Genomic DNA, 18,125 nt, shown 5'->3' on the forward strand with positions numbered 1-18,125 from the left:
CGATTTGGTTAAGCGCTTTGCTCAACCGAGGCCGCGCATTCTACGCTTTCCTCTAAGTCTGTCAAGCGTTTATTTTGAAGTTTTTTCCGAGAAACCCGTTCAACTTCAACCACTTAACTCGCTGCGATCTCTCGTAGCGGGAGGCGAATCATACAGCGTTAAAACCTGCTGTCAACTGCCTTTTTCACCGCTGCCGATCAGAAGATCGAAGCCCTTCCGATACTACCTGAAGCGTTCAACTCGTTGATTCTCAAGGAGTTTTGCGTTTCGACTGTGTCGGAAGTGGGGCGCATTATAAGGGGATTCGAAACCCCGTCAACACTTATTTTCAAAAACATTGCCTTCACGCTCTTGCGGCCAGACAACGCCATTGCGCACTATAGTGCTCACTGCGCCCCCTCTCTATATAAAAGGATTGCCCCACCTAAATGAACACCCCGTCTCGCAGCCTGGCCGCCACCCTCTTTCCCATCGGCCTGCTGATCATCGCCATGACGTCGATCCAATCCGGCGCTTCCCTGGCCAAGACCATGTTTCCTGCCGTCGGAGCCCAAGGCACCACTGCTCTGCGCCTGATATTTGCCAGCGTCATCATGCTGCTCCTGCTGCGGCCATGGCGCGCACGCATGAGTGCTGCAGCCCTGCGCAGCGTGGTCATTTACGGCCTAGCCCTCGGGGGCATGAATTTGCTCTTCTATATGTCCGTGCGCACGGTCCCATTGGGAATCGCCGTCGCGCTGGAGTTCACCGGTCCCCTGGCCGTGGCGATCCTCGCATCACGCCGGGTCGTGGACTTTCTCTGGATCGGCCTGGCAGTCGTTGGTCTATTGCTGCTGATTCCTATCGGCCAATCGGGCAACGCGATCGACCCGACAGGCGCAGCCTATGCCTTGGGAGCTGGGGTCTGCTGGGCGCTCTACATTCTTTACGGGCAGCGTGCAGGATCTGAACATGGCATTCAGACCGCCGCCCTTGGCGTTCTGGTCGCCGCCCTGTTCGTCGCCCCTATCGGCATCGCCCATGCGGGCAGCGCCCTACTGACACCTGCTTTGCTCCCGGTGGCGTTGGGCGTGGCGATCCTCTCGACAGCCCTCCCCTACAGCCTGGAAATGATTGCCCTGACCAAGATGCCCGCCCGAACCTTCGGCACCTTGATGAGCATTGAGCCTGTCATTGCGGCGCTTTCAGGCTTGCTGTTCCTGGGTGAGGTTCTGACATTCGCGCAATGGCTGGCGATTCTGGCGATCATCACCGCATCGGTGGGCGCTACATTGTCGATGCGCCGTGAAGCGCCCGCCGCCGTAGCGGCAGACTGACATGAGAAATATTTTCGTTTGACACGATATTTCCCATTGTCGCACCCTGCCTGGCTGACTAAGCTGTCATAAGAATTTGATCTTTACGCTATTTACTGTACAAAACAGGGATGTTGGAGAAACTTCAGGAAGAAAAGCGAGAAAACGACAGGGCCAGGCATGCTGGTCGGCTCTGCTTTTAAGGACAGGAATGAAACGTATTTTTCTCATCCTGGCCATTTTGGCCATAGCTGGATGCGCCGCCACCGCCAAGACGGAGGTGAAACGGGGGAAGAAGGGCTTGCACATCAACTGCTCAGGCCTCTCCTCCTCGTGGGATAAGTGCTACAGCAAGGCGGCCACCTCCTGTGGCAAACGCGGCTACAAGGTCATCGCCCGCTCCGGCGAGACCGACGAAGAACCAGGCGACTACCTGTTCGGCATCAACCCTGCCGGCTACACCAGCCGTAGCATGATCGTCCTGTGCAAGTGACATGAAAAAGGGCAGCCCATCGGCTGCCCTTTTCATTGTTACACCGACACCGATCAGAGAGGCGCCGTACGCGCATCGAGCCAGGCCAGGGCCTCCCCCTTCAACAACGGCGCCAAACGCTCACGCACCATCGCATGGTAGCGATTGAGCCACTGGATATCGTCCGTCCCAAGCATTTCGGGGATCAGGCAACGGGTATCGATCGGGCACAAGGTCAAGGTCTCGAAACTCAGGAAGTCGCCAAACTCGCTCTTGCCCGCCTCACGGTTCACGACGAGGTTCTCGATTCGCACTCCCCAGGCTCCTGGCCGGTAGGTACCTGGCTCGATGGAGCTGATCATCCCCACCTGCATGGCCGTCTGCGGCAGGGTCGGTGCCTGGTAGGCAATGACCTGTGGCCCCTCATGGACATTCATGAAATAGCCCACGCCATGGCCGGTGCCGTGTCCATAATCGACCTGGTCAGCCCAGATCGGCGCACGGGCGATGGCATCGAGCAATGGAGACAGGATCCCGCGGGGGAAGTATGCCCGCGACAAGGCGATCATGCCCTTGAGCACTCGGGTGCAATCCTGCTTCTGCTCAAGGCTGGGGCTGCCGATCGGTACCATCCGGGTGATATCGGTGGTGCCTCCCACATACTGGCCACCGGAATCGATCAGCAGCAAGCCATCGCCTTCGATCACCGCATGGGACTCTTCGGTCGCTCGGTAGTGCGGCATGGCGCCATTGGCGTTGAACGCTGCGATGGTCGAGAAGCTCAACGACACGAACCCCGGCCGACGACCACGCGCCGCGCTCAGCCGCTCGTCGACGGTCAGCTCGGTAATGGTTTGCTTGCCCAGGTTGGCCTCGAACCAGGCGAAGAATTCGCACAACGCCGCGCCATCCTGCTCCATCACCTGACGGATATGCACCAAATCTTCGTCACGCTTGCGCGACTTGCTCAAGGTGGTCGGGTTGATCCCCTCGAGCAATCGCACCTCGGCATCAAGATGCTCCAGCAAGCCAGTGGTGACACGTGCCGGATCCACCAGCAGGCGGGCCTGCGGCGGGATCGCCGCCAGCGCCTGACCGATCTCGGCATAATCGCGCACCGTGATCCCATCGACTGCAAGCACATGGCGCAGGTGATCGTCGATCTTGTCCAGGCCAACGAACAGCGTCGCCTGCTCCTGACCGATCAAAGCGAACGAAACGAACACCGGATTGTAGGACACATCGCTGCCGCGCAGATTGAACAGCCAGGCGATGTCATCGAGCGTCGCGATGAAGTGCCAATCGGCGCCCCGCTCAGTCAAGGTCCGACGCAGTTCGGCGAGTTTTTCCGCGCGGTTGACGGTGGCATGAGGCGGCAGGTGCTGATAGACCGGATTGCCGGGCAGCGCCGGCCGCCCGTCCCAGACCTGCCCCAGCAAGTCCAGGTGGGTCAGCAAGCGCACCTCCCGGCCCTGCAGTCGCTCCTGCAGTTGTCGGGCGGACGCCAGCGCCATGACTGCTCCGTCGACGGCCACCGCCCCTTGTTGCCGAACATGCTCGCCAAGCCATTCCAGTGCCCCCGGTTGGCCAGGCAGCAACTTCATCAGCTCGATGCCACTGCCCGCCAGTTCATGCTGAGCCTGTTCCCAGTACCGACTATCGGCCCATAGGCCGGCAAAGTCCGCCGTGACGACCAAAGTCCCCACCGAGCCATGAAAGCCAGACAGCCACTGACGACCCTGCCAGTGGCCTGGCAGATACTCGGATAGATGAGGGTCGGCCGAAGGCACCAGCAGGGCATCCACGCCTTCGCCGACCATCACCTCGCGCACACGCGCCAAACGGGCCGGAACACTTTGCTGAATTGGGGACTGAATATTCATTCGCACTCCTGCGGGATACATCGTCGGCTATTCCAGGCCATTGATAATGGAGCAGCCAGCCATGCCCCGCAATCGCCGAGCTGCTTCAGCGTGCGACGGCCACTGATCATTTCGGCTGAACTTTGCCCGCCCAAGTGCCTTCAGACTCCATACACCCCAGCGGACAGACATCGCCTATGCCCCCGTCCAGCGATCCGAAAACCGCCGTTGTCCTGCTCGATACCCGTGAGCACACCCCCGAGCACGAGCACGCGGTCCATCTCAAAATCGCCGCTTACCTGGCTCGCCTGCTGGGCATCGCGCGCGTGGAACCCCTCCCGCCGCCGTCCGGCACCGGCGCCTACTATTACCTGCCCACCGAAACCTTGGTTGATCCACAACGCTACCGCGCCATCGGCATCCTCGACGAGGACGATCTGTTCGGTGGTGTGGTGCCCTTCCCGTTCGTGGCGACCAAGGCGATTTCCCACCCTCTGCCGGCCAATGCCAACTTCCCCCCGGGATGGAGCGACGCCTTCGCCCAAGACGCGTGCGATGCACTTTTGCGCGGCTATACCGTCTTCAACAAGGCCGACGCACGACAGGCAGCACACTTGCTGCTACGCGAGGGGCCGCTGCGGGTCAAGCCGGTACAGGCCTGCGCCGGCCGAGGGCAAGCGGTGATAGAAGACGCACAGGACCTGGAGCCGATGCTTGCGCAGATGGACGATAAAGCCTTGGCGCTCGTCGGTCTCGTGCTCGAGGAGCACCTGGAACAGGTGCAAACCTTCAGCGTCGGTCAAGTGCACGTGGGGCAACTGCGCTGCAGCTATTACGGCACCCAGCGCCTGACTCACGATCACCAGGGCACTGAAATATATGGCGGTTCCGACCTGATCGTGGTCCGAGGGGGCTATGAGGCATTGTTGCAACTGCCGCTGGAAGATCATCTACGCCTGGCGATCACCCAGGCGATGACCTATGAACGCGCTGCACTGCAGCACTTTCCAGGGTTCATCGCTTCGCGTCGCAACTACGATATCGCCCGTGGCCTGGACGCTCGCCAGCACCTGCGCAGCGGTGTGCTGGAGCAATCATGGCGCCTGGGTGGAGCCAGCAGCGCCGAGGTCCTGGCGCTTCAGGCTTTCGCCGACGACCCGGCCCTGCAACAGGTGCGCGCGTCGAGCCACGAAGTCTTCGGCACCGCCAGGCTGCCCGCCGACGCCACACTTTTCTACCAGGGAAACGACAGTGAACTTGGACAACTCAGCAAGTATGCGCGGATACGCCACCATGACCATTCAAAGTGAAACCGTGGAGCTGCAGGTCGAGGACGGCCGCATCGCCGGCACGGTGGTCAGCCCCGGGAGTAAGATGCCGGCCATTCTCTTCGTCCACGGCTGGGGCGGCAGCCAGCAGCGCGACCTGGCCCGGGCCCGGCAGATCACCGGGCTGGGCTGCGTGTGCATGACCTTCGATTTGCGTGGCCACGAGAAGACCGAAAGCCAGCGCCTGACCGTCACCCGCCAACAGAACCTCGATGACCTGCTGGCCGCCTATGACCGACTGGCCAGCCACCCGGCAGTGGACCCGAGCGCCATCGCCCTGATCGGCAGTAGCTATGGTGGCTACCTGGCGACCCTGCTGACCACCCAGCGGCCGGTCAAATGGTTGGCCTTGCGGGTTCCGGCGTTGTATTGGGACGAAGACTGGGGCACCCCCAAGCAAGCCTTGGACCGCCAGCGCCTGAACAACTACCGTCAGCGGATTCTGGGCCCGGCCGACAATCGCGCCCTGGCTGCCTGCGCCGAATTCGGCGGTGATGTGCTGCTGGTGGAGTCGGAGCACGACGACTACGTGCCGCACAATACGCTGATGAGCTACCGCTCGGCGTTCGTTGCTGCCCATTCCCTGACCCATCGCATCGTCGACGGGGCCGACCATGCGTTGTCCAGCGAAGAGAGTCAGAAAGGCTACAGCTCGATCCTGGCGTCGTGGATCGCGGAGATGGTCATCGGCGCACGTCTGGATCGTTACCCGCACTACGCCCCATGGTACGCCTGAGGTTCACCGACCTGGCAATGCAGGCCACCGTCTTCGCCTCGTACGAGGCTGCGCAAGGTCTGGAAGGCGGCGAAGTTAACGCCCCGCGCCTGGTGCATGCACAACAGGTCGAGAAAAGGCTCCTCGACGAAGAAGCTGGCGGCGGCCGCCCATTCCTGGCGTGATTGCCATTGCAGATACTGGAGCACCCGACTGCCGTCATCGCTGGCTTGAATACTGACGCCCAGCAATCCCTCACAGCGCGCGGCCAGTTCCTCACTGCGCAGCACCAAGGCATCCGCCAACGCATGCTGGCAGGCTGCCGGCACTTCGTATTCAATCATCTGAGTGAACCATAAAGAATGGGGCTGAGCCGCCATGGACAGTCTCCTTGTTCCGGATGCTTGCTGCACGATGGCTAACAAGGGTAAAACCTCCAGTTAACTCAAGGTCAAGGGATTTTTCATGCCTGGCACCCATCAGATGATGCTGAGCGTCGGCCAGTTGGCGGCACGCAGCGGCGTGGCGGTCACCGCACTGCACTTCTATGAAACCAAGGGGCTGATCCACAGCACCCGTAACGCCGGCAACCAGCGCCGCTACCCGCGCTCTATGCTGCGCAGGGTCGCCGTGATCAAGATGGCGCAGCGACTGGGTATCGCCCTTGCCGACATTGCCAAGGCCCTCGACAGCCTACCCGATGACCATGTCCCGACCGCGGAGGACTGGAGCCGACTCTCGGCTCGCTGGCGTGAAGACCTCAATCGCCGCATCGACGAACTGACCCTGTTGCGCGACCAGTTGGACGGCTGCATCGGTTGCGGCTGCCTGTCACTCAAGGAGTGCCCGCTGCGCAATCATCAGGATCGCCTGGCCGAGGAAGGCCCGGGGCCGCACCCGCAATGACGGCCACGGTCTTTCATGCCTGGGCGACGAAGCGCCGGCGGTAGTCACTGGGCGTCGATCCGGTGATGCGCTGGAAGACCTTGCGAAACGCTCCCGGGTCCTGATAACCCACGCCCCAGGCGATCTGATCCACACTGCGCCGCGTGAACTCCAGTAGCCGGCACGCCCTCACCACGCGCACCTGTTGGCAATACTCGGTCGGCCGCATGCCTGTCGCCGCCCGGAAACGGCGCAGGAAGGTGCGCGGCTCGAGCCCTGCGCACAGCGCCATGGTCGCAAGGTCCGCCTCCTGTGCGCCACTGCCCTGCAACCAGTGCTGAACCTTGAGCACCGCTTCGTCGCCATGGTCCAGGCAGGGGGTGAAGCGTGCGCTGGGCGAGGTCGTCGCAAGCGGCTCGACCGCCAGATACCGCGCGGTTTCGCGGGCCAAGGTTGCGCCGAGAAAGCGCTCCAGCAAGCACAGCCCCAGGTCCGTCCATGCCATCAGGCCTGCCGAGGTCAGGATGTCGCCGTCATCGAGCAACGGCTGGTTGGCCGCGACCTCGATCTTGGGGAAGCGCTCGGCCAGGGCCTGCGCGTAATTCCAGTGAGTACTGGCCTGGCGACCATCGAGCAAACCACTGGCGGCGATGAAAAACACGCCGATGCACACCGAGGCGAGCACCGTGCCCTGCCCATGCCACTGGCACAACGCGGCGCGATGATGCTCGAGCACCGCAGGGGCGGGCGCCGAGGCCAGGCTTGGCGGAATCACCAGCGCACGAACGTCGTGCGAGGGGTGCGCCAAGCTGTCATGGATCACCCGCATCTGCCCGTCACCTTCGACCTGCCAGTGGCTGACGCGCAACGTCGGCAGCTCGCCCGCGCCGAGTTCTGCGGCAACCCGGTTGGCGACTGCGAACAGGTCGGTCAGGCCCATCACTGCGGCGTTTTGGGCCCCTGGGTAGACCAGTACGCCAATCTCCAGGATGCCGGGGCTGTCAGTTTTTGCCGTCATTGTGTCGATCGCGCCAATCCCAAAGGTAATCGCCCAAGCCTATAACTATCCTCATCCAACCACTACTGCCACAGGAGGCAGCATGAGCAAGCAGGCCCTGATCATCATCGATATCCAGAACGACTATTTCCCCGGCGGCAAGTGGACCCTCGACGGTGCCGAAGCGGCCGCCGACAACGCCGCACGCCTGCTCGACGCCGCGCGTGGACGGGGTGATCTGGTGGTGCATGTTCGCCATGAGTTCGACAGCGCCGATGCGCCGTTCTTCGCCCCGGCTTCCGAAGGTGCGCAGATCCACGCCAAGGTGGCACCGAAGCCTGGGGAACCGGTGGTGCTCAAGCATCAGGTCAATGCGTTTCGTGACACCAACCTCAAAGCCCTGCTGGACCAGCATGAGGTCAAGGCCCTGACCATCGTCGGCAGCATGAGCCATATGTGCATCGATGCCGCGACCCGCGCCGCCGCCGATCATGGCTACCAGGTCGCGGTGGCCCATGACGCCTGCGCCACCTTGCCCCTGGACTTTGCCGGCAAACAGGTCCCTGCCGCCCAGGTCCAGGCCACATCCATGGCTGCCCTGGCATTCGCCTATGCCCGGGTCGAGAGCACCGAGCAACTGCTTGGCGAATACAACGCCTGAAGGGTCAGATCACCACGTTGCGCACGAACCGCGTGGGCTCGCTGTCGTCATTGCGATAGGCGTACCGGCAATTGCTAGGAAACACGTAGAACTCGCCGACCTGCAAACGCAGCTCGCGCGCTTCGATCAGTAGCGTCAGGCAGCCTGCCACCACGTAGATCTGCTCGCTCCACCCCTCGGCGTCAGCGTCGCTGACATAGCACTCGCCTGGCGCCAGGGTCCACTCCCACAATTCGACTTCACGCAAGGCGGGGCTGCTGCCCAGCAACACCGCCTTGCTCAGGGGATGCTCGCCTGCCCAGGCGAGCTCGTTGATTCGACTCGGATCGCGCTGTCCAGGCGCCTGGATCAGCGTACTGAAGCCCACGCCCAGCGCTTCGGCGATCAGGTCGAGCGTGGTGAGGCTGACGTTCTTCTCGCCGGCCTCGATGGCGACCAGCATGCGCCGGCTGACCCCGGAACGTTCGGCCAGCGCCGTCTGGCTCAACCCTGCGGCATGGCGCAGTTGGCGGATGTTCTGGCTGACATGTTGCAGCACCGAGGCACGGTGCGAGGAATCTTTGTGCACTATATTGCTCACAGATCAAGGTTGCGCAGTATACTGCCCACTTTGCGGCCGATTGTGCGCCGCCCTCTACGAGCGCGCAAGACCATGAGCCCATCCTCCACCCCATCGACGCCCCTCGTATCTCTACGCCTGAGCAAGGCGGAACTGGTGCTGGTGTTCATCACCATGCTCTGGGGTGGCACCTTTCTGTTGGTGCATAACGTCATGTCGGTCAGCGGCCCGATGTTCTTCGTCGGCCTGCGTTTTGCCGCCGCAGCGCTGTTCGTAGGCTTGGTGTCGGCACGCTCGCTGCCGGGGCTGACCCTGACCGAACTCAAGGCCGGCATGCTCATCGGCGTGTCGATCATGCTCGGGTATGGCTTGCAGACCATGGGCCTGCAGACCATCAGTAGCAGCCAATCGGCGTTCATCACCGCCCTTTACGTGCCTTTCGTGCCGCTGCTGCAGTGGCTGGTGCTTGGGCGTCGCCCAGGGCTGATGCCAAGCCTGGGGATTGGCCTGGCCTTCATCGGGCTGATCCTGGTAGCCGGCCCTGACAGCGGAACCCTGAACCTCAGCGAGGGCGAGCTGCTGACCTTGGTCAGCGCCGTGGCCATCGCGGCCGAGATCATCCTGATCAGCCGCTATGCCGGCCAGGTCGATGTGCGTCGTGTCACGGTGGTTCAACTGCTGACCGCCTCGGCCCTGGCGTTTCTCATGATTGTCCCGACCCAGGAACGCATCCCGGACTTCTCTTGGCTGCTTCTGTGCAGCGCCATCGGCCTGGGCGCCATGAGCGCGGTGATCCAGGTGGCGATGAACTGGGCACAGAAGTCCGTGTCACCCACCCGCGCCACCCTCATCTATGCCGGCGAACCGGTGTGGGCCGGCATTGTCGGGCGCATTGCCGGGGAGCGGCTGCCAGGCCTGGCGCTGCTCGGGGGGGTGTTGATCGTGATTGCCGTGGTGGTCAGCGAATTGAAGATCCGCCGCACCGACGAGCGCCCGGCCCCGCAGGAAAGCCGCGACGCCCACGAACGCGAACCGGGCCTGTGAAGTCCTGCTCAGCAGCTATGCTTTGAAAAAAACTGTTATAAAAAAACAGCTTTTCACACCCCATATGTAGGAATGTTCAACCGCTTGCGTGTTGGTGATCAACTCCTCGGCACGTATGATCCTTGGCAAACTCCTCCAGATTAGAACGCTATGTCATTGATAGTGCTATTGCTTCTGCCGTTCGTGGGCAGTTGCCTGGCAGCCGTGCTGCCGCACAACGCACGCAACGCAGAGTCCATTCTCGCCGGGCTTGTCGCCCTGGCGGGCACCATCCAGGTGGCCTTGATGTACCCGCAGATCGCCCATGGCGGCGTCATCCGCGAGGAGTTCCTCTGGTTGCCCAGCCTTGGCCTGAACCTGGTCCTGCGCATGGACGGCTTCGCCTGGCTGTTCTCCCTGCTGGTGCTCGGCATCGGCACACTGGTGTCGCTGTACGCGCGCTACTACATGTCGCCCCAAGACCCGGTGCCCCGCTTCTTTGCCTTCTTCCTGGCATTCATGGGCGCCATGCTCGGCCTGGTGATCTCCGGCAATCTGATCCAGTTGGTGTTCTTCTGGGAGTTGACCAGCCTGTTCTCCTTCCTGCTGATCGGCTATTGGCACCACCGCAGCGATGCCCGCCGCGGCGCCTACATGGCGCTGATGGTCACGGGCGCTGGCGGTTTGTGCATGCTGGTCGGGGTGCTGCTGCTCGGCCATGTGGTCGGCAGCTACGACCTGGACAAGGTCTTGGCTGCCGGCGAACTGATTCGCCAACATGCACTGTATCCCATCCTGCTTCCCTTGATCCTGATCGGTGCGCTGAGTAAAAGCGCCCAATTCCCCTTCCAGTTCTGGCTGCCCCATGCGATGGCAGCGCCCACCCCCGTCTCCGCGTACCTGCACTCGGCCACCATGGTCAAGGCGGGAGTGTTCCTGCTGGCCCGGCTCTGGCCGGTGCTTTCCGGCAGCGAGGAGTGGTTCTGGATCGTCGGCGGCGCCGGTGCCATGACCCTGCTGCTCGGCGCTTTCTGCGCCATGTTCCAGAACGACCTCAAGGGCCTGCTGGCCTACTCGACCATCAGCCACCTGGGCCTGATCACCCTGCTGCTGGGTCTTAACAGCCCGCTGGCTGCCGTGGCCGCGGTGTTCCACATCCTCAACCACGCCACCTTCAAGGCCTCGCTGTTCATGGCCGCTGGCATCATCGACCACGAAAGCGGCACCCGTGACATTCGCCGCCTCAGTGGGCTGTTCCGCCTGATTCCGTTCACCGCCACCCTGGCCATGGTAGCCAGCGCCTCGATGGCGGGTGTCCCCCTGATGAACGGCTTCCTGTCCAAGGAAATGTTCTTCGCCGAAACAGTCTTCATCAGCTCCACGGCCTGGGTCGAGGCCGCCTTGCCGGTGATCGCCACCCTGGCGGGGACCTTCAGCGTGGCGTACGCGCTGCGCTTTACCGTCGATGTCTTCTTCGGCCCGACCGCCCAGGACCTACCGCACACCCCTCACGAGCCACCGCGCTGGATGCGCGCACCAGTAGAACTGCTGGTGCTGACCTGCCTGGTGGTAGGCATCTTCCCCGCCCAGTCGGTCGGCCCGTTGCTGGCCGCCGCCGCACTGCCGGTGGTCGGCGGGACCTTGCCTGAATACAGCCTGGCCATCTGGCACGGCTGGAACGCTCCGCTGATCATGAGCCTGATCGCCATGTGCGGCGGCGTGGTGCTCTATCTGCTGCTGCGCGAACAACTGCGTCGAGGTCGCTTCCCTCACCCACCACTGATCGAACGCTTCAACGGCAAACGCCTGTTCGAGCGAGGCTTGGTGCGCCTGATGCTGCTGGCCCGCCGCCTTGAAGGGCTTCTGACCACCCGCCGCCTGCAGAAGCAATTGTTCATGCTGGCCTTGGCGGCCTTCCTCGCCGGGTTGCTGCCGATGCTGCACAGCGGCCTGTCCTGGGGTGACCGGCCGAAAATCCCGGGGTCCGGGGTGTTCGTCGCGCTCTGGCTGATCGCTATCGCCTGCGCCATTGGCGCGGCGTGGCAGGCCAAGTACCACCGTCTGGCGGCGCTGATCATGGTCAGCGTCTGCGGCCTGATGACCTGCATCACGTTCGTCTGGTTCTCCGCCCCTGACCTGGCGCTGACCCAGTTGGTGGTGGAGGTGGTGACCACCGTGTTGATCCTGCTCGGCCTGCGCTGGCTGCCACGACGTATCGAGGGTGTCTCGATGCTGGGCGGAACCCAGGAACGTGCGCGTCTGCGTCGCCTGCGCGACCTGCTGCTGGCCGTGCTGGTCGGCGGTGGCATGGCGCTCTTGTCCTACGCCATGCTGACCCGTCCTACGCCCAACGACATTTCCTCGTTCTACCTGAGCCGTGCCCTGCCCCAGGGCGGCGGTACCAATGTGGTCAACGTGATGCTGGTGGACTTCCGCGGCTTCGATACCCTCGGCGAAATCACCGTCCTGGTGGCCGTGGCCCTGACCGTCTTCGCCCTGCTGCGGCGCTTCCGCCCACCGAAGGAAAGCATGCAGTTGCCGGCCCAGCAGCGCTCACTGGCCCCGGATGTGGTCACGGATCTGATCAACCCGCGTCATGCCACCGACACCGCCCTGGGCTTCATGATGGTGCCGGCCGCGTTGGTTCGTCTGCTGTTGCCGATTGCATTGGTGGTATCGATGTACTTGTTCATGCGCGGCCACAACCAACCAGGTGGCGGGTTCGTCGCTGGCCTGGTGATGTCGGTGGCGTTCATCCTCCAGTACATGGTCGCTGGCACCCAATGGGTCGAGGCGCAGATGAGCCTGCGCCCCCTGCGCTGGATGGGCACGGGCCTGCTGTGCGCCACCCTGACCGGCGCCGGAGCCATGTTCTTGGGCTACCCGTTCCTGACCACCCACACCGCCCACCTGCACCTGCCGGTGCTGGGTGACGTGCATGTGGCCAGCGCGTTGTTCTTCGACATCGGCGTCTACACCGTCGTGGTCGGCTCCACGCTGTTGATCCTCACTGCCCTGGCGCACCAGTCGGTACGCGCCTATCGCCCGGGCACGCCCACCAAATCCAGCCAAGCAGGAGCCGCCTGATGGAAGAAGTCATTGCCGTGGCCATTGGCGTGCTCGCCGCCTCCGGGGTCTGGCTGATCCTGCGCCCACGTACCTACCAGGTCATCATGGGCCTGTGCCTGCTGTCCTATGGTGTCAACCTGTTCATCTTCAGCATGGGCAGCCTGTTCATCGGCAAGGAGCCGATCATCAAGGAGGGGGTGACGCAGGATCTGCTGCACTACACCGACCCACTGCCCCAGGCCCTGGTACTCACCGCGATCGTCATCAGCTTCGCCATGACCGCGCTGTTTCTGGTGGTGTTGCTGGCCTCGCGCGGCCTGACCGGCACCGACCACGTCGATGGCCGGGAGCGTGAAGAATGAGCCTGATGAACCAACTGATCATCGCCCCCATCCTGCTGCCGCTGGTGACCGCAGCCGTGATGCTGTTGCTGGGTGAAAAGCGTCGCCCGCTCAAGGGGCGCCTGAACCTTCTGTCCACCCTGATTGGCCTAGGCATCGCCATTACCTTGCTCAGCTGGGTGCGCAGCCAGGGGCAGGCCGAATCGATCGGCGTCTACCTACCGGGCAACTGGCCCGCGCCGTTCGGCATCGTCCTGGTAGTGGACCATCTGTCCGCGCTGCTGTTGACCCTCACCGGCATCATTGGCGTCAGCGCCCTGCTCTTTGCCAGGGCCCGCTGGGATGGCGCCGGTGCCAGCTTCCATGCCCTGTTCCAGATCCAGCTCATGGGCCTGTATGGCGCCTTCCTGACGGCAGACCTGTTCAACCTGTTCGTGTTCTTCGAAGTGCTGCTGGCCGCGTCCTACGGCTTGCTGCTGCATGGCTCGGGACGGGCTCGGGTCAAGGCTGGCCTGCATTACATCGCCATCAACCTGTTCGCCTCATCGCTGTTTCTGGTGGGCGCGGCGATGCTCTACGGGGTAACCGGCACCCTGAACATGGCCGACCTGGCGCTGAAAATCCCGCTGGTGCCTGAGGCCGATCGCGGCCTGCTGCATGCCGGCGCGGCAATCCTGGCCATGGCCTTCCTGGTCAAGGCCGGTATCTGGCCGCTGAACTTCTGGCTGGTGCCGGCCTATGCCTCGGCCAGCGCGCCGGTTGCGGCACTGTTCGCGATCATGACCAAGGTTGGCCTGTATGCGGTGCTGCGCCTGTGGACCTTGCTGTTCTCCAGCCAAGCCGGCGCTTCGGCGCACTTCGGCGGGCAATGGCTGGTCTATGGTGGCCTGGCCACGCTGGCGGTGGCGGCACTCTCGATTCTTGCCGCCCAGCGCCTGGAGCGCCTGGCCGGCCTGAGCATCCTGGTCTCCGCCGGCACCCTCCTGGGGGCCATCGGTTTCGGCCAGCCGATCCTCACGGGCAGTGCGCTGTTCTACCTGGTGAGCTCGACCCTGGCCCTGTGCGCGCTGTTCCTGCTTGCCGAGCTGGTAGAGCGCTCACGCTCGGCCAACGAGGCGCCGCTGGATGAAGAGGACGATGCGATTCCCTCGCCGCTGGAGTCGCTGCACCCACCCAAAGGCATCAACCTGGACGACGAACAAAAAGCGGTGATCGGTCAGATCATTCCCTGGACCATGGCCTTCCTGGGCCTGAGCTTCATCGCCTGCGCCCTGCTGATCATCGGCATGCCACCACTGTCGGGCTTCATCGGCAAACTGAGCCTGATCAGCGCATTGTTCAATCCTCAGGGTTTGGGCATGCCCACCGAGCAGCCACTGTCCGCCTCCGCCTGGTGCCTGGTGGCGCTGTTGATCCTCTCGGGCATGGCCTCGCTGATCGCCTTCGGCCGTGTGGGCATCCAGCGCTTCTGGAAGCCAGAGGAGCGTCCCTCGCCCCTGCTGCGCCGCTATGAATGCCTGCCCATCGTCCTCCTGTTGGGCCTGTGCATTCTGCTCAGCGTCCAGGCAGAACCCTTGCTGCGCTACACCCAGGACACCGCCGCCAGCCTGCAGACGCCCGATACCTACATCCAGGCCGTGATGGCGACGCGTCCGGTCCCTGGCCCGACCACCGCCGACATACAGGTGCAGCCATGAGACGACTGATTCCCGCCCCGTTGCTGTCGTTGTCGCTGTTTGGCCTGTGGCTGCTGCTCAACCTGTCGGTCAGCCCCGGTAACCTGTTGCTTGGCGCAGCCCTGGGTATCCTTGCGCCGCTGCTGATGGCGCCGCTGCGTCCTCAGCATGCCCATGTCCGGCGCCCCTGGGCGGTCGTGCGACTGATCTGCCGTGTTGGCCTGGATGTCATCCACTCCAACCTGCTGGTGGCTCGCGGCGTGCTGTGCGCCGGCCACCGCCCACCGCGCTCGGCATTCGTCCACATCCCCCTGGCGCTGCGCGATGCCCATGGCCTGGCGGCGTTGTCCATGATCACGACCGTGGTACCGGGCACAGTCTGGTCAGAGCTGGCACTGGACCGCAGCGTCCTGCTGCTGCATGTGTTCGATCTGGAGGACGAAGCGGCTTTCATCGAGCACTTCAAGCACACCTACGAGCGCCCGCTGATGGAGATTTTCGAATGACAGGCCTGCTTGCCAACGCCGTCCTCGCCAGCCTGTTCATCTTTGCCATCGCCATGGCATTGGCACTGGTCAGGCTGTTCCGTGGCCCCTCTGCGCAGGACCGGGTCCTGGCACTGGACTACCTCTATATCCTGGGCATGCTGATGATGCTGGTCCTGGGTATCCGCTATGCGAGCGACACCTATTTCGAAGGCGCCTTGCTGATCGCACTGTTCGGCTTCGTCGGGTCCTTCGCCCTGGCCAAATTCCTGCTGCGCGGTGAGGTGATCGAATGAGTGAAGCCCTCGAACTGCCGCTCTGGCTGGAGCTGGTCACCGCCTTGCTGCTGCTCGCAGGCAGCCTGTTCGCCCTGATCGGCGCCCTGGGCCTGCTGCGGCTGAAGGATTACTTCCAACGCATGCACCCACCGGCGCTGGCCTCGACCCTGGGCGCCTGGTGCGTGTGCCTGGCCTCGATCCTGTATTTCTCCTGGCTCAAGCAAGGCCCAGTCCTGCATGCCTGGCTGATTCCGGTGCTGCTGTCGATCACCGTGCCGGTGACTACGCTGTTGCTGGCCCGGGCGGCGTTGTTCCGCAAGCGCACCTCGGGAGAGGCCGTGCCGGAAGAAGTCAGCAGCGGGCGGGACGGCGGGAACTGACGCCCCTCTCAAGACATCGGGAACTGCCTCAGCCCTGACTCAGGCGTTGCAGCTCCCGGCGCACCATGGCGGCGAACTCAGGCGGGCTGAGCTGGTACAGCTGGCCCGCGACCCAGCCCAGCCAGGCGCTGCCCAGTGCCTCGCGTTGCGCCAACAGACGTTCGGCCTGCTCGACGGCCTGCGCCTGGTGCTCTCGATGAAACTGCGCCCTTCCCGTGGGCGCCTTGTCGCTCATTCGCTGGCCTTGAAGGTGGTCAGCTCGCCCTTGCGCCATTTGGCGACCTTGCCGGTCACCGCCTTGAGCAGTTTGCCCAGGCCTTCTTGCACCTGTTGCTGCGCCGCGAACACCAGCATCACGCCCTGCCCTTCACGAAAGACGATGCCCTCACCCTCCGGCACCGAGACAAAGGCATAGTCACCAACGCCATAGACGTTCAGCTTGATTTCACGAAAGCGCAGCTCCAGCTTGCCGCCCTCACGGCTGGGCAGTACCGCCGCGCGGAAGTGGTCACCCACTTTCAATTCAAGGTGCTGCTTGTTGTCGACCACCAGCGCGTCATCGGTATCGATCTCGGCCATGTACAGGCCATCGGGGCTCTGCTCGGTGACATAGATGAAACGCCCGTGGAACAGCTTGGCCAACTTGGCCCGCAAATCGCCCAGGGCGAACAACGCGTGGGTATCCAGTGTACTGACTGCCAATGAAGAATTCCTCGAACCGGTTACAGGCGCCCCCAGCGAAAGCGCGGGGGCGCGGTCATTTCAAGTCGATGTCATGAAAGACTAATGAAGCGATGCACGAAACGTCTGTGCAGGCATGCGATGCGGCAGGCAGGAATCGTTACTCTAGCTTGCCAGCCAAGACCTCAAGACGGCTTTTCGGCAGTTTCCTCGATAGGAAACGTAATGTTCTGACAACAAATTTGCAGGAAAAGATGCAATAGATAATGTCAGGCCCTTCGCAGAACAGGCCCGGTATCCATCAGCGCATTACAGGGGAAAGAATATGCACGAAAACACCGAAACCCGTCGAGAGGTCCAGCGCATTTCTTGTCTTGGCAAAAACAATCCCCGGTTCATCGTCATTCCCGCCGGCGTCGATTTCTTTCATGTCGCCGAACGCACCACCGGTCGCATCAAAGGTTTTCGGCGCCGCCATCAGGACGCCTGTGACCTGGCGCGCCAGCTCGAACGATGACCCTAAGGCCCAACACTCAGGCAGCCTTGCCCTTTTGCAGTTGCGCCAACCATGCCGCCTGGCATTCGACTGCCTCCTTGCGACTGCCAAAGGCCGTACCACGGCGCTCACCATTGACCAACACCACCCAACAGACACGCCGGCCCATGGCCTGCAGTGTCGCAGGCACACCTGAACCAATCATGACGGCGACATCGACTCGGCTATTCATCATCCCCTCCGGAACTTAATTAGCAACCTAACGATATAGCCATCATACGCCCGCCAATCAGGCGGAAAAAGCGCGCGCCAGTACAGCTGTATTGCATCCACAGCAACAAATGCGCCCAACAGGCGAAAACGCAAAAGGCCCCATGAATTGCTTCATGGGGCCTTTGCTGGACGTGACGATCAGATCTGGCGCTGGTGGCGGTCGAGCTGTTCGTGGCGTTCCTGAGCTTCGATGCAGTACTTGGTGGTCGGGCTGATCAGCAGACGCTGCAGGCCGATGGGTTCACCGCTGTCATCGCACCAGCCGAAGCTTTCGTCAGCGATGCGGCCCAGGGCCATTTCCAGCTGCGGCAGCAGGCGCTGGTCGCGCTCGATGGCGTTGACTAGCCAGTGGCGCTCTTCTTCCACCGAGGCCACGTCGGCCGGATCCGAAGGTGTGTCCAGGCTTTCGATGGTGGCGCGGCTCAGCTCGATGCGCTCGTGGGTTTCGACTTTCATCGCTTGCAGCAGGCCTGTGAAGAAAGCCAACTGTTCGGCGTTCATGTAGTCATCGGCCGACATAGCCAGCAACTGTTCCTTGGTCATCGATTTCTCTATGAAAATATAGGCATTTGGGCGATTCGGGTGTCGCCAACGACGGTTCGTGGGCAACGAAATTCTTAAAGCGCCAACCGGCTCTGTTTTACAGGGG

At 62.7% G+C, this 18,125-nt stretch carries 22 protein-coding genes; 13 read left to right on the forward strand and 9 right to left on the reverse strand.

Annotation, left to right across the window (positions count from 1 at the left end; all coding sequences use genetic code 11):
* Positions 1-428: 428 nt before the first annotated feature.
* Together rhtA and ACNFCH_RS22855 are read left to right on the forward strand one after the other, a co-directional pair.
* Entirely contained in the window at positions 429-1,316 is an 888-nt protein-coding gene (gene rhtA, locus ACNFCH_RS22850) for a threonine/homoserine exporter RhtA (protein ID WP_337160229.1), read from the forward strand.
* A 190-nt stretch (positions 1,317-1,506) separates the two neighbouring features.
* Positions 1,507-1,788: a hypothetical protein gene (locus ACNFCH_RS22855; protein ID WP_070092813.1), complete on the forward strand. Its 282-nt coding sequence runs from the start codon at positions 1,507-1,509 to the stop codon at positions 1,786-1,788.
* Positions 1,789-1,841: 53 nt separating this feature from the next.
* On the opposite strand, the gene ACNFCH_RS22860 is transcribed toward ACNFCH_RS22855, so the two are convergent.
* Positions 1,842-3,650 carry an aminopeptidase P family protein gene (locus ACNFCH_RS22860; protein WP_416743989.1) on the reverse strand — a complete coding sequence of 603 codons (1,809 nt, stop codon included), beginning with the start codon at positions 3,648-3,650 and terminating at the stop codon, positions 1,842-1,844.
* Between the two features lie 176 nt (positions 3,651-3,826).
* On the opposite strand from ACNFCH_RS22860, the gene ACNFCH_RS22865 reads away from it, so the two are divergent.
* A complete protein-coding gene (locus ACNFCH_RS22865) occupies positions 3,827-4,939 on the forward strand; it encodes a DUF3182 family protein (RefSeq protein WP_416743991.1) in 1,113 nt (370 codons plus the stop codon).
* Entirely contained in the window at positions 4,923-5,693 is a 771-nt protein-coding gene (locus ACNFCH_RS22870) for an alpha/beta hydrolase family protein (protein ID WP_196163684.1), read from the forward strand. The genes ACNFCH_RS22865 and ACNFCH_RS22870 overlap by 17 nt, the downstream gene beginning before the upstream one ends.
* Here ACNFCH_RS22870 and ACNFCH_RS22875 read toward each other — a convergent pair.
* Entirely contained in the window at positions 5,672-6,052 is a 381-nt protein-coding gene (locus ACNFCH_RS22875; protein ID WP_337160226.1) for an antibiotic biosynthesis monooxygenase, read from the reverse strand. The two genes, ACNFCH_RS22870 and ACNFCH_RS22875, sit on opposite strands and share 22 nt — an antisense overlap.
* Before the next feature lie 85 nt (positions 6,053-6,137).
* On the opposite strand from ACNFCH_RS22875, the gene soxR reads away from it, so the two are divergent.
* Positions 6,138-6,578: a redox-sensitive transcriptional activator SoxR gene (soxR, locus tag ACNFCH_RS22880; protein WP_070092818.1), complete on the forward strand. Its 441-nt coding sequence runs from the start codon at positions 6,138-6,140 to the stop codon at positions 6,576-6,578.
* Between the two features lie 13 nt (positions 6,579-6,591).
* Here the strand turns inward: soxR and ACNFCH_RS22885 are convergent, their stop codons facing one another.
* The gene (locus tag ACNFCH_RS22885; protein ID WP_337160225.1) at positions 6,592-7,575 is read right to left on the reverse strand and encodes a GlxA family transcriptional regulator; all 984 of its coding nucleotides are present in this window, start codon (positions 7,573-7,575) and stop codon (positions 6,592-6,594) included.
* 82 nt (positions 7,576-7,657) lie between these two features.
* Here ACNFCH_RS22885 and ACNFCH_RS22890 point away from each other — a divergent pair, with 82 nt between their 5' ends.
* Positions 7,658-8,215: a cysteine hydrolase family protein gene (locus ACNFCH_RS22890; RefSeq protein WP_337160224.1), complete on the forward strand. Its 558-nt coding sequence runs from the start codon at positions 7,658-7,660 to the stop codon at positions 8,213-8,215.
* A 4-nt stretch (positions 8,216-8,219) separates the two neighbouring features.
* Here ACNFCH_RS22890 and ACNFCH_RS22895 read toward each other — a convergent pair whose 3' ends face one another.
* Positions 8,220-8,783, reverse strand: coding sequence for an XRE family transcriptional regulator (locus tag ACNFCH_RS22895; protein WP_337160223.1), 564 nt, complete (start codon positions 8,781-8,783; stop codon positions 8,220-8,222).
* 84 nt (positions 8,784-8,867) lie between these two features.
* Here ACNFCH_RS22895 and ACNFCH_RS22900 point away from each other — a divergent pair, with 84 nt between their 5' ends.
* The 7 genes from ACNFCH_RS22900 to ACNFCH_RS22930 all read left to right on the forward strand — a co-directional run bounded on the left by ACNFCH_RS22900 (position 8,868) and on the right by ACNFCH_RS22930 (position 16,026).
* The gene (locus tag ACNFCH_RS22900; RefSeq protein ID WP_416743995.1) at positions 8,868-9,818 is read left to right on the forward strand and encodes a DMT family transporter; all 951 of its coding nucleotides are present in this window, start codon (positions 8,868-8,870) and stop codon (positions 9,816-9,818) included.
* Positions 9,819-9,968: 150 nt separating this feature from the next.
* Entirely contained in the window at positions 9,969-12,884 is a 2,916-nt protein-coding gene (locus ACNFCH_RS22905) for a monovalent cation/H+ antiporter subunit A (RefSeq protein WP_416743998.1), read from the forward strand.
* On the forward strand, positions 12,884-13,228 hold the full coding sequence (locus tag ACNFCH_RS22910) for a Na+/H+ antiporter subunit C (protein ID WP_043213881.1): 345 nt from the start codon (positions 12,884-12,886) through the stop codon (positions 13,226-13,228). The genes ACNFCH_RS22905 and ACNFCH_RS22910 overlap by 1 nt, the downstream gene beginning before the upstream one ends.
* Entirely contained in the window at positions 13,225-14,904 is a 1,680-nt protein-coding gene (locus tag ACNFCH_RS22915; protein ID WP_196163676.1) for a monovalent cation/H+ antiporter subunit D, read from the forward strand. The genes ACNFCH_RS22910 and ACNFCH_RS22915 overlap by 4 nt, the downstream gene beginning before the upstream one ends.
* Entirely contained in the window at positions 14,901-15,389 is a 489-nt protein-coding gene (locus ACNFCH_RS22920) for a Na+/H+ antiporter subunit E (RefSeq protein ID WP_337160220.1), read from the forward strand. The genes ACNFCH_RS22915 and ACNFCH_RS22920 overlap by 4 nt, the downstream gene beginning before the upstream one ends.
* Positions 15,386-15,664, forward strand: a complete 279-nt coding sequence (locus ACNFCH_RS22925; RefSeq protein ID WP_043213878.1) for a K+/H+ antiporter subunit F — start codon at positions 15,386-15,388, stop codon at positions 15,662-15,664. The genes ACNFCH_RS22920 and ACNFCH_RS22925 overlap by 4 nt, the downstream gene beginning before the upstream one ends.
* Positions 15,661-16,026: a Na+/H+ antiporter subunit G gene (locus tag ACNFCH_RS22930; protein ID WP_337160219.1), complete on the forward strand. Its 366-nt coding sequence runs from the start codon at positions 15,661-15,663 to the stop codon at positions 16,024-16,026. The genes ACNFCH_RS22925 and ACNFCH_RS22930 overlap by 4 nt, the downstream gene beginning before the upstream one ends.
* A gap of 28 nt (positions 16,027-16,054) precedes the next feature.
* On the opposite strand, the gene ACNFCH_RS22935 is transcribed toward ACNFCH_RS22930, so the two are convergent.
* The 5 genes from ACNFCH_RS22935 to ACNFCH_RS22955 form a co-directional block, all read right to left on the reverse strand.
* Positions 16,055-16,261: a hypothetical protein gene (locus ACNFCH_RS22935; RefSeq protein ID WP_416744002.1), complete on the reverse strand. Its 207-nt coding sequence runs from the start codon at positions 16,259-16,261 to the stop codon at positions 16,055-16,057.
* Positions 16,258-16,728, reverse strand: a complete 471-nt coding sequence (locus ACNFCH_RS22940; protein WP_196163672.1) for a hypothetical protein — start codon at positions 16,726-16,728, stop codon at positions 16,258-16,260. The genes ACNFCH_RS22935 and ACNFCH_RS22940 overlap by 4 nt, the downstream gene beginning before the upstream one ends.
* 280 nt (positions 16,729-17,008) lie before the next feature.
* Positions 17,009-17,185 (reverse strand): hypothetical protein, encoded by a 177-nt coding sequence (locus tag ACNFCH_RS22945; RefSeq protein WP_416744004.1) that lies wholly within the window; start codon positions 17,183-17,185, stop codon positions 17,009-17,011.
* A 55-nt stretch (positions 17,186-17,240) separates the two neighbouring features.
* A complete protein-coding gene (locus tag ACNFCH_RS22950) occupies positions 17,241-17,435 on the reverse strand; it encodes a hypothetical protein (protein WP_416744006.1) in 195 nt (64 codons plus the stop codon).
* 179 nt (positions 17,436-17,614) lie between these two features.
* Positions 17,615-18,019 (reverse strand): TraR/DksA family transcriptional regulator, encoded by a 405-nt coding sequence (locus ACNFCH_RS22955; RefSeq protein WP_043213866.1) that lies wholly within the window; start codon positions 18,017-18,019, stop codon positions 17,615-17,617.
* Between the last annotated feature and the right edge of the window lie 106 nt (positions 18,020-18,125).

It is taken from the genome of Pseudomonas sp. NY15354 (genome assembly GCF_048068075.1).
Lineage (GTDB): Bacteria > Pseudomonadota > Gammaproteobacteria > Pseudomonadales > Pseudomonadaceae > Aquipseudomonas > Aquipseudomonas guariconensis_C.